This window comes from Dactylosporangium sp. NPDC048998 (assembly GCF_043197855.1).
Taxonomy (GTDB): domain Bacteria; phylum Actinomycetota; class Actinomycetes; order Mycobacteriales; family Micromonosporaceae; genus Dactylosporangium.
The window spans coordinates 44,984-57,877 of the sequence record NZ_JBICTV010000010.1 but is presented as its reverse complement, the minus strand read 5'-3'; the positions used below and the strand labels follow the sequence as shown (position 1 = coordinate 57,877).

General features: G+C 74.1%; 14 protein-coding genes. 10 read left to right on the top strand and 4 right to left on the bottom strand.

Going from position 1 to position 12,894, the window contains the following annotated elements; translation table 11 throughout:
* Positions 1-10: 10 nt before the first annotated feature.
* Entirely contained in the window at positions 11-1,267 is a 1,257-nt protein-coding gene (locus tag ACGFI8_RS23540) for an aminotransferase class I/II-fold pyridoxal phosphate-dependent enzyme (protein WP_392807918.1), read from the top strand.
* A 46-nt stretch (positions 1,268-1,313) separates the two neighbouring features.
* On the top strand, positions 1,314-1,739 hold the full coding sequence (yidD, locus tag ACGFI8_RS23535; RefSeq protein WP_392807916.1) for a membrane protein insertion efficiency factor YidD: 426 nt from the start codon (positions 1,314-1,316) through the stop codon (positions 1,737-1,739).
* Here the strand turns inward: yidD and ACGFI8_RS23530 are convergent.
* Positions 1,736-2,350, bottom strand: coding sequence for a DedA family protein (locus tag ACGFI8_RS23530; RefSeq protein WP_392807914.1), 615 nt, complete (start codon positions 2,348-2,350; stop codon positions 1,736-1,738). The genes yidD and ACGFI8_RS23530 overlap by 4 nt on opposite strands.
* Before the next feature lie 102 nt (positions 2,351-2,452).
* The gene (locus ACGFI8_RS23525) at positions 2,453-3,235 is read right to left on the bottom strand and encodes a universal stress protein (protein WP_392807912.1); all 783 of its coding nucleotides are present in this window, start codon (positions 3,233-3,235) and stop codon (positions 2,453-2,455) included.
* Between the two features lie 257 nt (positions 3,236-3,492).
* Here ACGFI8_RS23525 and ACGFI8_RS23520 point away from each other — a divergent pair, with 257 nt between their 5' ends.
* The 6 genes from ACGFI8_RS23520 to ACGFI8_RS23495 all read left to right on the top strand — a co-directional run bounded on the left by ACGFI8_RS23520 (position 3,493) and on the right by ACGFI8_RS23495 (position 9,833).
* Positions 3,493-4,686 (top strand): ROK family protein, encoded by a 1,194-nt coding sequence (locus ACGFI8_RS23520; RefSeq protein WP_392807911.1) that lies wholly within the window; start codon positions 3,493-3,495, stop codon positions 4,684-4,686.
* A gap of 38 nt (positions 4,687-4,724) precedes the next feature.
* Positions 4,725-5,471, top strand: a complete 747-nt coding sequence (locus tag ACGFI8_RS23515; protein ID WP_392807910.1) for an SDR family NAD(P)-dependent oxidoreductase — start codon at positions 4,725-4,727, stop codon at positions 5,469-5,471.
* A 96-nt stretch (positions 5,472-5,567) separates the two neighbouring features.
* Complete coding sequence (locus ACGFI8_RS23510; RefSeq protein ID WP_392807908.1) at positions 5,568-5,936, top strand: hypothetical protein; 369 nt, start codon at positions 5,568-5,570, stop codon at positions 5,934-5,936.
* A 4-nt stretch (positions 5,937-5,940) separates the two neighbouring features.
* Complete coding sequence (locus ACGFI8_RS23505; protein WP_392807907.1) at positions 5,941-6,753, top strand: class I SAM-dependent methyltransferase; 813 nt, start codon at positions 5,941-5,943, stop codon at positions 6,751-6,753.
* Positions 6,754-6,803: 50 nt separating this feature from the next.
* Positions 6,804-9,476 (top strand): DEAD/DEAH box helicase, encoded by a 2,673-nt coding sequence (locus tag ACGFI8_RS23500; protein WP_392807905.1) that lies wholly within the window; start codon positions 6,804-6,806, stop codon positions 9,474-9,476.
* A 66-nt stretch (positions 9,477-9,542) separates the two neighbouring features.
* A complete protein-coding gene (locus tag ACGFI8_RS23495; RefSeq protein ID WP_392807904.1) occupies positions 9,543-9,833 on the top strand; it encodes a peptidoglycan-binding protein in 291 nt (96 codons plus the stop codon).
* Between the two features lie 4 nt (positions 9,834-9,837).
* On the opposite strand, the gene ACGFI8_RS23490 is transcribed toward ACGFI8_RS23495, so the two are convergent.
* Positions 9,838-10,593 (bottom strand): hypothetical protein, encoded by a 756-nt coding sequence (locus ACGFI8_RS23490; RefSeq protein WP_392807902.1) that lies wholly within the window; start codon positions 10,591-10,593, stop codon positions 9,838-9,840.
* Between the two features lie 193 nt (positions 10,594-10,786).
* Here ACGFI8_RS23490 and ACGFI8_RS23485 point away from each other — a divergent pair, with 193 nt between their 5' ends.
* Positions 10,787-11,263 carry a hypothetical protein gene (locus tag ACGFI8_RS23485; protein ID WP_392807900.1) on the top strand — a complete coding sequence of 159 codons (477 nt, stop codon included), beginning with the start codon at positions 10,787-10,789 and terminating at the stop codon, positions 11,261-11,263.
* A gap of 38 nt (positions 11,264-11,301) precedes the next feature.
* Here ACGFI8_RS23485 and ACGFI8_RS23480 read toward each other — a convergent pair whose 3' ends face one another.
* Positions 11,302-12,054: an alpha/beta hydrolase family protein gene (locus ACGFI8_RS23480; protein ID WP_392807899.1), complete on the bottom strand. Its 753-nt coding sequence runs from the start codon at positions 12,052-12,054 to the stop codon at positions 11,302-11,304.
* Positions 12,055-12,212: 158 nt separating this feature from the next.
* Here ACGFI8_RS23480 and ACGFI8_RS23475 point away from each other — a divergent pair, with 158 nt between their 5' ends.
* On the top strand, positions 12,213-12,803 hold the full coding sequence (locus ACGFI8_RS23475) for a TlpA family protein disulfide reductase (RefSeq protein ID WP_392807898.1): 591 nt from the start codon (positions 12,213-12,215) through the stop codon (positions 12,801-12,803).
* Positions 12,804-12,894 lie beyond the last annotated feature (91 nt).

Below are 12,894 nucleotides of genomic sequence, written 5' to 3'. Positions count from 1 at the left end.
AGGAGGACACTTGCACGTCGCACAGCTCGCCACGGAAGTCGATCTTGACCCGCGATACAGCGGGATCGCCCGCCTGCGCTCGCAGACCCGCTTCTACGACGCCGTCATCGACGAGATCGACGGGCGGCGGATCCGCGTCGGCGAGCACTGGCTGACCGACTGGGCCTCGTGTAACTACCTGGGCTTCGACCTCGAGCCGCAGATCATTGACGCCGTCGAGGACAAGTTACGCCGCTGGGGGACCCATCCGTCGTGGTCGCGGATGCTGGGCAACCCCGCGCTGTACCCCGAGATCGAGGAGCGCCTCGCCGCGCTGCTCGGCGCGCCCGACGCGCTCGTGCTGCCGACCATCACGCAGATCCACCTGTCGGTGATCCCGGCACTGGCCCAGCAGGGGACGCTGCTGGTCGACTCGCGGGCGCACAAGACCATCTGGGACGGCTGCGTCTTCGCCCGCGCCCAGGGTGCCACGCTGTCGCGCTTCCGCTCCCTGGACGAGCTCGCGTCGCTGCTGGCCGACGGATCCCTGGCGGCGCCGGTGCTGGTGTGCATGGACGGCGTCAACAGCATGACCGGAAACATCCCCGATGTCCGGAAATATCTGGATCTGTGCCGGGCGCACGGCGCCGTCCTCTACATCGACGACGCCCACGGCTTCGGGGTCATCGGCGAGCGCCGCGAGGACGAGACCAGCCCCTACGGCGTCGCGGGCAACAGCATCGTGCGGTACTTCGGGGAGGCCTACGACGACGTCGTGCTCGTCGGCGGCTTCTCCAAGGCGTACTCGTCGCTGCTGGCGTTCCTGGCGCTGCCGACGGTGCTCAAGAACCGGCTCAAGGCGGCCGCGGCCCCCTACCTGTACTCCGGCCCATCGCCGACGGCGTCGCTGGCCACGGTGCTGGCCGGCTTCGACGTCAACGCCGAGCGCGGCGACAAGCTGCGCGCCGAGCTCTACCGCATGTCGATGCGGGTGCTCAACCACGTCCGCGGCCTGGGCGTGTTCACCCCGAACACCGACGACACGCCGATCATCGAGCTGCCGATCGCGCTGGACCGCGACCTCGTCGAGGTCTCCGAGCTGCTGTGGGAGCGGGGCCTGTTCGTGACCCTCGCGCCCTACCCGGGCGTGCCGCGCGACCAGGTCGGCTTCCGGGTGCAGGTCACCGCGGCCAACACCGACGAGCAGATCGACCACCTCAACGACGTGATCAGCGAGCTCGCCGCCGCCGACGTATTCCAGGAGGCCCGGGAGGGCAGCGCCAGCTGACTCGGGGAAACCCTTAGTGGTGGCGCCGGAGCGCTATCACGGACTCATGCGCGAACGATGGTCACGACGCCGGTACCGCCGGCACCCCGACTACGGTTACCAGCGCGGGGGCAACAGCTGCCTCCGCGACGCCTGCCTGCTCGAGGCCGGCTGCTGCATCGGCGAGGCGATCGACGGCAGCTGCCTGATGCTCGGGCTGCTCTCGCTGCCGAGCATGCTGTTCACGGTGGCGCGGGCGCCGCGCTCGGCGGCGGCCGCGGACGGACCCCTGGTGGGGGCGATCCGGCGGTACCAGCGGGAGGTCAGCGCCAAGCGGGACCGGCCGTGCTGCCGGTTCACGCCGAGCTGCTCGCACTACGCCGCCGAGGCGATCACGCGGCACGGCGCGGTGCGGGGCCTGTGGCTGGCCACACGCCGCCTGGGCCGCTGCCGCCCCGGTGGCGCGCACGGCCCGGACCCGGTGCCGGCTTAGAGGTCGCCGACGTCGCCGGGCTCGCGGTGTCGCAGCGTGCGGTGCAGCACCAGCCACGCGAGGCCGGCGACGACCAGGCCGGCCAGCGCGTACCACTGGTAGCGGCCCAGCGTGGCCTCGACCGCCGGGATATGGTCGCCCACCAGGTAGCCGGCGGTCGCCCACACGCCCACCCAGAGCGCGGCGCCGATCGCGTTGCAGGCGAGGAACCGCGGCCACGGCATGCCGGTCGCCCCGGCGACCACCCCGTTGAGCTGGCGCAGGCCCTCGACGAACCGGGCGGCCGCGACCACGATCGGCCCGCGGCGGGCCATGAACCGCTCCATCCGCTCGAGGCGGGGCTCGGTCAGGCGCACGTACCGGCCGTAGCGCAGAACCAGCGGCCGCCCGCCGGAGCGGCCGATCCAGTATCCGATGCTGTCCCCGACGACCGCCGCGGCGACCGCGACGACGGCGACGGCGAACGGGTCGAGCCGGCCGTGACCGGCGTAACCGGCCGCCAGGATGATCGCCGTCTCGCCGGGCGCCGGCACCCCGAAGCCCTCGACCAGCACCAGCACCGCCAGGCCGAGGTAGCCGTAGTGGCCGACCAGGGCCGTGAACCCGCCCACCGTCCCGTGCCTCCTCCGCCCCACAGCCCTTGCCGCAACCGCAACCATAGGCCGCGGAAGCTGAGAAGCGGATGAAGGCCGGGAACCTCGGGTCGGGACCCGTCAGACGCTGCGCGTCACCAGCACCGGCGAGGCGGCGTGGTGCACGACCATCTGGGTCACCGGGTTGGGGTGGGGCTGCTCGTACCACCCGACCCGGTGCGCACCCACGATCAGCATCAGCGCCGTGCGGGCCGCCTCGGTGAGCGTCTCCAGCACACCGGTGTCGCGGCTGTCGAAACGGGTCTCGACCTCCGGGTGCCGGCGCAGCCACGGCTCGAGTTCGGCCGCGACCGCCTCGTGCGGCCGGGCCCGGCCGGCGTGCAGGGCGATGAGCGGCACGTGCCGGGATGCCGCCTCGCCGTAGCCGTAGGCCAGGGCGCGCTGGCTGGAGGGGGAGCCGTCGACGCCCACCACGACGGGCGAGTGGGCGGGCAGCGCGGCCATCGGGTCGGCCCACCGCCAGCCGTTGTTGACCACCAGGACCGGGCAGTGCGCGAACGCGGCGAGATGCGCGCCCACCGAGGCGTCGAGCACGCCGCCGTCGTGCACCCGGCCCCCGATGACGACGAGCGCGGCGGTGCGGGACTGTTCGCGCAGCACGCGGGCGGGCGACCCGCCGAGTGTCATCGTCTCCACCGCGATGCCCGGCTGCCAGGATCTCGCCTCGGCGGCGGCGTCGAGCACGAGGCCCTGCCCGTCGGCCGGGCCCTCCCACGACAAGGCGTGCACCACCCGCAGCATCCGGCAGTGCCGGGCGGCCTCGTCCGCGGCCCACCGGACGGCCCCCAGGGACGCGGTCGAACCGTCGACGCCGACGACGATCGGACTGTGTTCCAGCAGCATCTCGCACCCCCTCTGGATCCACCGTCCCTCTCCGGGCGCACCTGAGCAAGGCCGTCCTGCGCGCCCACGCTGCCCCCGAAGACCGGCGTGTCGCCGCCGGACACGCCCGGACGCATTTCCCGGACGTATCGGACATTTCATGATATCCCCGGTGGGTCGCCGCGGCGGTGGCGCTCATCCCCTTTATCCGTTGCGTCGGCTTACGACAGATCCGCGATTGACACCGGACTTGGGGCCCCCATACGGTTCGAGCCACCATGACGCACCTCGGCGGATCATCGAAGCTGCTCAGGGCCATGAACGACGCGGCCGCCCTGAGTCACGTGCTGGAACGCGGGCCGCTGACCCGCGGGGAGCTGCGCGACCTCACCGGGCTGTCCAAGCCGACCATCTCGGAGGCGCTGCGGCGGCTGACGGAGGCGGGGCTGGTAAGCGTGGTCGGCTACGTCAGCGCGGGGCCCGGGCCCAACGCCGAGGTGTACGCCGTGAACCCCGACGCCGCCTACGCGGTGGCCCTGTCGGTGCGCGATCGCGGGGACAGCGACACCCCGACCGTCACCGCCGCCCTGACCGACCTGGCCGGCACGGTACGCGGGCGGCTGGAGTCCGCCGTGGACTTCGCCCGCACCGACCCGGTCGCCGCGGTCGTCGACACGCTCGAGTCGGTCTGCAAGGAGGCCGGCGTCGCCCGCGACCCGGTCGCGCAGGTGCAGATCGCGGTGGCCGGCTCGTACGACCCGCGCGGCGACGTGCTGCACCACGTGGAGGTGCCCGGCTGGGGCCGCCCCGGGCTGGTCGAGGAGCTGCGCCGCCGGCTCGGGGTGCCGGTCGGCGTCGACAACGACGTCAACCTGGCGGCCGTGGCCGAGCGCGCCCACGGCGCCGGGCGCGACGCGGAGAGCTTCGCCCTGCTCTGGCTCGGCGAGGCCGGCCTCGGCCTGGCCATCGACCTCGGCGGCAGCCTGCTGCGGGGTGCCCGGGGCGGCGCGGGCGAGATCGGGTACATGCCGATGAACCTGGCGGGCGGCGGCGGCGAGCGGGTCGCCTTCCAGGACCTGGTCGGCGGCGGAGCGGTCCTGGAGCTGGCCGCCGCGCACGGCATCACCGCGCCGAGCGCGGCGCAGACGATGGCCGCCGCGGTCGCGCGGGCCGGTGCGGACGACCCGGCGGCGAGCGAGTTCGTCACGGCGCTCGCCGGCCGCATCGCGATCGGCCTGTCGGCCGTGGTCGCGGTGCTCGATCCGCCGCTGGTCGTCATCGGCGGCGAGGTCGGGCAGGCCGGCGGCGACCTGCTCGGCACGGCGGTCGCGAGCGCCCTGGCCGAGGCGGCGCCGCTGGACACCACGATCGCCACCACCCGGGTGCAGGACGACGCCGCGCTGCTCGGCGCCCAGGAGGCCGGCCGCGCGTTCGTCCGGGAGACGATCCTGGCCTCGCTGCGCCGCCCCTGACCGGGTTCGACCGGCGCCGCCGGGGCAGTGACCGGCACATGAGCACACCTGTCGTTCTCATCACCGGGGCGCTGACCGGTATCGGCCGCGCCACCGCGCTCGCCTTCGCCGAGCAGCACGCCGCCGTGGTCGTCGCCGGGCGGCACGACGAGGCCGGGGAGGAGCTGGTCGCCGACCTGCTCGACGCCGGGGCGCAGGCCGCGTACGTGCACACCGACGTCCGGCGTGACGACGAGGTCGCCCGGCTCGTGGACGGGACCGTCCAGCGCTTCGGGCGGCTCGACGTGGCAGTGAACAACGCGGGCACCGAGGGGTTCGTCGGGCGCCTGGAGGACCAGACGCCCGAGACCTACGCCGAGACGTTCGAGACCAACGTGCTGGGCACCATGCTGAGCCTCAAGCACGAGCTGCGGGCCATGCTGCCGCAGCACAGCGGCAGCATCGTCAACATGTCGTCGGTCTACGGCCACGCCGGGGAGCCGGGGGCGTCCGTGTACGTGGCCAGCAAGCACGCCGTCGAGGGGCTGACCCGCTCGGCGGCGCTCGAGGCGGCCGAGTCCGGGGTGCGCGTCAACGCGATCGCGCCCGGACCGATCCAGACCGCGATGCTCGACCGGTACGTCGGCACTGAGGAGGGCCGGGCGGCGTTCGCGGCCCGGGTGCCGATGGGGCGCCTCGGCACGCCCGACGAGATCGCCGACGCCGTGGCGTTCCTCGGCTCGGACCACGCCAGCTTCATCACCGGGCAGGTGGTGACCGTCGACGGCGGGATCACGGCGAGCTGACTGACACCCGCCGCTCCCGCGCCCGCCCCATCGTGTACGGTCCCGTTCGACCTTCGTTGACCGAGGTCGAAGTGAACGCGAGGGGAGCGCGGGACCATGCACATCAACGACTTCTGGGTCGCGATTCCGATCGGGCTGCTCATCGGCGTGCTCGGCCGGCTCGTGGTCCCCGGGCGGCAGTCCATCGGCGTGTTCATCACGTTCCTGATCGGCGTCGGCGCGGCGCTGCTGGGCACGCTCGTCGCGGAGCTGGTCAACCTCGACGACAAGGCCGTCGTCAAGGTCTGGAAGATCCAGTGGAGCTGGTGGGAGCTGGGCATCCAGGTGCTCTTCTCCGCGATCGGCATCGGGCTGGCGAACATGCTCACCTACACCAAACTGGCCTCCGGCGCGGCGAAGTCCAAGCCCCGCAAGCGCGCCACCACCACTCCCCGCAAGCGGCGCGCCAAGGCCGCCGAGGACTGAGGCCGTGGACAAGCGCGCGCCGGGGCTCGGTGCCGTGCAGGAGACGATGCTCATCACCCTGCACGCCCGCGCCACGGCCGGGGACGCGGCCGCCGCGCGGCTCATCGAGGCGATCGACTACGACTTCACGCGGTTCGAGCGGCACGCCGGCCCGACGGCGCTGTTCCACGTGCTGCGCTCGGCGGCGCTCGACGAGTGGACCCGCCAGTTCCTCGCCGAGCGTCCGCACGGGACGGTGGTGGAGCTCGGCGCGGGGCTGAGCACCCGGGCCGACCGCCTCGACAACGGCACGGCCCACTGGTGCTTCGTCGACCTCCCCGACGCCACCGAGTTCCGGCTCGGGCTGCTGCCCGACGGCGAGCGGCGGCGCACCGTCACCGGGTCGGTGCTGGAGCCGGACTGGGCGGACACGGTCGCCGCCGAGCCCGGCCCCTACCTGTTCCTCGCCGAGGGCGTCCTGGTCTACCTGGAGCCGGACGGCGTGCGCCGCGCCCTGTCACACGTCGCCACGCGGTTCCCGGGCTGCCGGATCGCGCTGGACACGTACGGCGAGTGGATCGTCAAACGCCCCCGCGGACCGCTCACGTCGATGGCCGCCGACCTCGTGTGGGCCTGCGAGAACCCGCGCGAGCCGGAGGACTGGGGGCTCGGGCTGACCCTGCGCGAGTCGTGGCCGCTGAGCCGGCCGGACTGGGCCGTGCGCCGCGGCCTGTCCCGCGGCACGCGCGCCACGCTGGCCGCCATCAACGCGTTCGTACCGCGGCGGATGACCAACTCCCGGGTCAACCTGTACTCCGTCGACGTCAGCGCTGGATGAACCGCACCGGGCGGGCCGGGGAAGCGCGGCGGTGACAGAATCGGGCACCTATGCACCCGGACCACGTCCTCGCCGCGCTCGCCGACCTCGCCCCCGCCGGGCGCGACCGCGTCCTCGACGTGGCCAAGGGGGACCAGCCGCTGGTCTGGCTCGCCGACCCGGACCGGGCGCCGCGTAGCCGGGGCGCCGACCGGCTCGCCGCCCTGGACGCACTGCACCGCGACGAGCGGATCCTGCGCCGCGGCTGGGCGTGGCTGCTCGGCTCGGCCGAGGTCGACGGGTCGGTCCGCCGGCTGCGGCTGCCGCTGGTCGCCGAGCCGGTGCGGCTGGAGCGCGCCGGCGGGCTGCGCGGCCACCGGGTCGTGCCGGCCGGCGACCTCGAGGTCACGCCGCTCATCGGCGACCGGGACCTGGCCGCCGTGCTGGAGTCCGCGCCCGGCCTGGGCACGGCGGCGTGGCCCGCCGCGACCGGCACCGCCGCCTGGGTCGGCACCGCGGCGGAGGCGGCCGGGCTGAAGCCGGACCGCATCGCCGTCGCCGACACCCCGATCGCCCGGCTGCCCGACGGGGAGCTGCTCGGCCAGGCCGCCGCGGCGCTGTACGTGGTCCGCGACGTGTCCTCCGCCGGGCTGCGCGACACGCTGCGCGCCTGGGCCGCCCGGCCCGGACTGGAGGACACCGCGCTGGCCCACGTGTACGGCGACGCGACCGCGCCGGGGGAGCCCGCCGACGAGGACGACGTGCAGTCCCCGCTGCCGCTCAACGCGGCCCAGCGCGAGGTCGTCCGGCGGATCCGGCGCGAGCGGGTCGTCGTGGTGTCCGGGCCGCCGGGCAACGGCAAGAGTCACGCCGTCGTCGCCGCGGCCCTCGACACGGTGTATCGCGGCGGATCCGTCCTCGTCGCCACCCAGGCGCCGCGCGCCGCCGAGGTGCTCGGCGAGCTCCTCGGCCGCTACCCGGGCGCCGAGCCGGTGCTGTTCGGCGACGCCGAGCGGCGCGACCGGTTCGCGCTGGCGCTGGCGTCCGGCCGGCCCGAGGGCGTCGCGTCCCGCGCGCTGCAGGCCCGCCGGGCCGAGGTCGCCGCCGCCACGGCCGCCGTCCGGGCGCTCGAGCAGGGCGTCGCCGCGGCCCTCGGGCTGGAGCGGCGGGCGTCGACCATGGCCGTCTGGGAGCCGCTGCTGGCGGGCCTGCGGCTGGAGGCACCGCGGGTGTTCGGCCGCGATTTCGACGTACCGAAGGCGAAAAAGGCCCTTGCCTCGCGGTTCTTCACACGCCTGCGGGTGCGCTGGCTCGCCGGCGTCGCCCCCGAGCGGCTCCCCGCGCTGCTGGAGGCCCTCGACGCGGACCGCGCGGCGGCCACCCTGGCCGTGAACGGCGGCACCGACCTCGGCCCCGTCTGGCCGGCCCTGCTGGCCGCCGACGCGCGCCTGCGGGACGCGACCGGCGCCGCGATGCACGACGCGGCCGCGGCGGCCGGCCGATGGGGCGGCGACGCCCGGCGCAGCGCCGCCGCCCTGGCCGCCGCGCTGCGCACCGGCCGCAACCGCCGCCGCGAGGCACTGGCCGCGCTCGACGGCCCGGCGCTGGTGCGCGCGCTGCCGCTGTGGATCGGCACGGTCGCCGACGTCGAGGACCTGCTGCCGCCGACGCCCGGCCTGTTCGACCTGGTCATCCTGGACGAGGCCGCGCACATCGACCAGATCCGCGCCGCGCCGGTGCTCGCGCGGGCCCGCCGCGCCCTTGTCGCCGGCGACCCCGGCCAGCTGCGGTTCGTGTCGTTCGTCGCCGACGTCGACGTGGCCGCCACCCTGGCCCGGCACGGGCTGCCCGACCGGGTCGACGTACGGCGCTCCAGCGCCTACGACGTGGCGGTCGGCGCGGCCCCGGTCACCTGGCTCGGCGAGCACTACCGGTGCGCGCCGCACCTCATCGAGTTCGCCGCCCGGCGCTTCTACGACGGCCGCCTGTCGCTGATGACCCGCACCCCGGCCGCGGAGCGTGCATCCGCCATCGACGTCGTGCGGGTGCCCGGCGCCGAGGTCCGCGACGGCGTCAACCGGGCCGAGGTCGACACGGTGCTAGCGACCGTCCGTTCGCTCGCCGAGGCGGGGCGCACCGGCATCGGCGTCGTCACGCCGTTTCGGGCGCAGGCCGACGCGATCGAGGCGGCGCTGCTCAAGGAGCTCACCGTCGAGGAGATCGAGCGGCTCGGCCTGCGCTCCGGCACCGTGCACGCCTTCCAGGGCGGCGAGGCCGACACCGTCGTTATCTCCCTCGGCCTCGTCGACGGCGACACCCCGGCCCGCCAGCGTTTCGTCGCCGACCCCAACCTGTTCAACGTCATGACCACCCGGGCCCGCCGCCGCCTCGTCGTGGTCACGTCCCTGACCGGCGGCACCGGCCTCGTCGCCGACTTCCTCGCGCATGCCGCGGCGCCGCCCACGCCGGCCGCCCCCGTGGACGGCGCGGCGCCGCCGTGGGCCGCACGCCTCGCCGCCGAGCTGGCCGCCGCCGGCCGCGACGTGCGCCTGGCCTACCCGGTCGGCCAGTGGACCGTCGACCTGGTCGTCGACGGCACCGGCCACGTCTGCGCGCCGCACCCGGACGGCGACGCCGCCCACCTGGAACGTCAGCGGGCGCTGCTGCGCGCCGGCTGGACGGTGCGCGAGGCGTTCGCGAGCCGCTGGCAGCACGACCCGGTCCGGGCCGCCCTCGATCTGTGAATTCAGGGTCTATTCCCAGGATTTCCCCTGACGACGGCCGGACCCGGGGGCAGGACACTCGGAAGCATGACCGTACGCCGCATCTTCACCGTCGTCGGCGCCGCGCTGGCCGGCACCGTCTCCGCCACCGACGAGGCCGTCCCGCCGGCGGACCCGCGCGAGGTGCGCGCGCTGCTCGCCGACGTGGGCCTGCTGCGCCCGGGTGCGTTCGAGGCCGAGGTGTCGCAGGCGCTGCGCCGCTTCCAGGCCCGCGCCGGCCTGCCGGTCGACGGCGTGGCGGGCCCGCGCACGACGCAGGCCCTGGCCCGCTCCGCCCGCGAGGCGCGCCACCTGCGCTCGCTGGGCATGGCCGCCTAACGCGTCAGACGCGCTGCACGTGCAGGGCCCCGAGCAGGCCGTCCAGGCCCTCGCGGGTGCCGATCGCCGGCCGCTCCTCCGGGTGGTTGAGGTAGTGGTTGACCGCGTCGTGCAGGAATTCGCGGTGCACCGCCGAGCGTTGCAGCTGCAGTTGGATGCGCTGCGGGTTGCGCCGGCGCAGCGGGCCGCGGCTGCGGATCAGCTCCGGCCACAGGATGCCGAGCCGGCCAACGCCGAAGACCGTGGGCAGCGGCCCGGTCATGATGGCCTGCCACGGCACGTCGTAGGTGCCGAAGGCGTCGACGACGGTCAGGCCGTCCGGGCGCAGGATCAGCCGGCCCGTGCCGCGGATCAGCATGAGGAGCCCGTACACCGCGAAGTACATGAACGCCACGGTCACGGCGAACAGCATCCAGGTGAAGATGCCCCAGTCGTCGTCGCTGTAGACGACGCTCAGCAGAATGCCGACCACCGCGGGCATGGTCGCGGCGTTGTTGGCGAGTCCGAAGTACGACGGTGGCGCGACGAACTCGCCGGGGCGTATCACGAACGAGCGCGGCTTCTGCCCGCGCATCGCTTTCACCACGCCCGCGACGCCGGTCCCGACCAGCAACAGCAACGACAGCGACTCCGGCCACAACTGTTCGTGCAGCACCACCGTGAACGGCAGCAGCACGATGCCAACACCGCCCACGAGCAGGTAGTACAGCCAGGCATTGCGCCGGCCTAACTCGTCTTCCCCGTTCGCACCTTGTGACACCGTGCCACCTCCTTTGCACGGGAATGTATCGGGTCATCCGTACGTCCCGCCGCCACGAATTCGACACAGCCTAAGGGCAATCCGGTACCTGGCAAGAGGGCCCCTCCGGCTGTCTCGGATCGGGCCTGTTCGCGGCGTTCGGCTTGCCGGATTCGTCACAGCGCCCGTGCGGCGGGCGACCTACGCTGACCGTGTGCAAACCCTGCCGAGCACCGACGATCTGCTGCGGGTCATGACCATCCTGGGGATTCCGGGCGATCCGCTGCGCATCATGAAGGACCACGCCGACGAGCGCCGCCGCGCGGAGCTGCTGGCGCACATCACCGCGGCGCTCGTCGATCGCCTCGAGACGCTGGAGACCCTCGCTGGCCTCGACGTCGAGGACCGCGCCGACCTGCACTGGCAGGCCGACCGCGACGCCGCCGGGGCCGGCCGCGTGGTCCGGCTGCAGACGGCGCGGCTGGCCTGGGTGCAGCAGAGCGTCGCCCGGCAGCGCGGCCGGCGCCCCGACCCGTCCGCCGACGCCGTCGCCACCACGCTGGGCGTGCTCATCGAACTGCTCGCGTCGCGCGACTCCGGCCCGATGGTGTCCGACGCCGTCGCCGGCCTGTGCTCCGCCGCCGACCACCTGGGCACCGTGCTGCGGGCCGCGCCGCGCGAGTGCGTGTGACCGTCTCGTCGGGGGCGCTGCCCGTGCCGCGGCTGTGCTCAGCCCTTCGGCGGGGCGTTCTTCGCCAGGAAGTCGTCGACGGCGCGGGTCGCCTCCGGGGCGCCGTCGGCGGTGACGGTCAGCAGCGCCGTGCCGTGCAGGCGGCCCGGGACGATCGACAGCGTGCGCTTGTCGCCCGGCGTTGCGTCGTGCATCGCCTGCGCCGCCGTCGCGAAGCTGCGGTCGTCGGTCGCCGCGACGTACAGCACCGGCGCGCTCAGCCGCGGGACGGCCTGCAGGGCGCTCTCGCCGGCGTACGAGTCCGGCCCGGAGAGGCTGATCACGGCCGTGGCCGGCGGCTCCAGCCGCGCCCCGGCGATGAGCGTCGCGGTGGCGCCCCGCGAGGCGCCGATGAGCACCACGCTGCGCCCGCCCTTGCCCCGCGCGAACGCCGCGGCGGCCGCGACGTCGCCGGAGTTGGTGCCGGTCTCGGCGCGCCGCGAGCGGCCCTCGCCGTTGAAGTCGAACGCGAGGACCCGGTATCCGGCGGCGGCCTTCTGCTTGGCCCAGCCCAGCCACGAGCAGCCGGTGGCGGAGGCCTGCGGGGCGAGCACCAGCGTGACGTCGCCCGAGCCGAGGAGATAGCCGGCCAGGAACGCGCCGCCCTGCCCGGCGAAGGCCACCTGCTTGTCGTTGAGCTCCGCATCCCCGCACAGCCGGTCGATCGGACTCGGCGCCGCCGCGACGGTGGTGGCGGACGTGTCGGATGTGTCCGTCGTGTCGGCCTTGCTCCCGCAGGCCGCGATACCCATCAGTAACAGCGCGCAGCAGATCCCCGTGATGAAACGCATACCGATGCGACCCACGACGGCCTGTTCCGGTTGCATCGCCGGCACCGGTATTTGGGAATCCGGGGATGGGCTACCGTCTACAGGGGCTTCGAGAGGTGTTTCGACCTCCAGGGGGTGTGTTGTCCACGCGTCGTCGCGTTGCTGCATGCACGATCGTTGCGGCCAGTCTGCTGGCGGCGTGGTATGTCCGGCACACGGCCGCCGCGAACGGCCCGGAGGACAGCGCGGCACGGCCCTCCGCCACCGCGGTCATCCAATTTTCGCCGGCTGACCGCCAGGCCGCGCCGGCATTGACCGGGCAGCTTCTCGATACCAGCGCGTTTCGGCTCGCCGATTGGCGCGGTTCCGTCGTGGTGGTCAACTTCTGGGCGTCCTGGTGTCCGCCCTGCGGCGACGAGGCGCCGGACCTGCAGGCCGTCGCCGACGCGACCGCCGGCCTCGGCGTGCGCCTGCTTGGGGTAGACGTCAACGATGACCGCGACGCGGCCAGGAAATTCGTTGACTCCTATCACTTGAGCTACCCGAGCCTGTTCGATCCGAGCGGTGAGATCCCGCTGATCTTTCCCGCGATCTCGCCCCGCACGCTGCCGAACACCGTCGTCCTCGACCAGGACGGCAGAGTAGCGGCCGTGGCTCGCCGCAAGGTCACCCGCACCGAACTCGAGGCCACTGTTCGATCTCTCACTGTGGAACCGGTGGCAACCGGGTAACTGGCGTACTGCTCCGCTTCGCATTTGTCGCGACCGGTGGGGCCAGCACCACCGTGAATGCGGGGGCCAGTACGGCTGACCCGACGGGCCG

What these genes read in the sequence shown, in the direction of transcription:
- ACGFI8_RS23510 (WP_392807908.1), top strand. Translation starts at nt 5,568, where the DNA reads ATGCACATCAACGACTTCTGGGTCGCGATTCCGATCGGGCTGCTCATC.
- ACGFI8_RS23520 (WP_392807911.1), top strand. Translation starts at nt 3,493, where the DNA reads ATGACGCACCTCGGCGGATCATCGAAGCTGCTCAGGGCCATGAACGAC.
- ACGFI8_RS23495 (WP_392807904.1), top strand. Translation starts at nt 9,543, where the DNA reads ATGACCGTACGCCGCATCTTCACCGTCGTCGGCGCCGCGCTGGCCGGC.
- ACGFI8_RS23515 (WP_392807910.1), top strand. Translation starts at nt 4,725, where the DNA reads ATGAGCACACCTGTCGTTCTCATCACCGGGGCGCTGACCGGTATCGGC.
- yidD (WP_392807916.1), top strand. Translation starts at nt 1,314, where the DNA reads ATGCGCGAACGATGGTCACGACGCCGGTACCGCCGGCACCCCGACTAC.
- ACGFI8_RS23480 (WP_392807899.1), bottom strand. Translation starts at nt 12,054, where the DNA reads ATGGGTATCGCGGCCTGCGGGAGCAAGGCCGACACGACGGACACATCC.
- ACGFI8_RS23525 (WP_392807912.1), bottom strand. Translation starts at nt 3,235, where the DNA reads ATGCTGCTGGAACACAGTCCGATCGTCGTCGGCGTCGACGGTTCGACC.
- ACGFI8_RS23500 (WP_392807905.1), top strand. Translation starts at nt 6,804, where the DNA reads ATGCACCCGGACCACGTCCTCGCCGCGCTCGCCGACCTCGCCCCCGCC.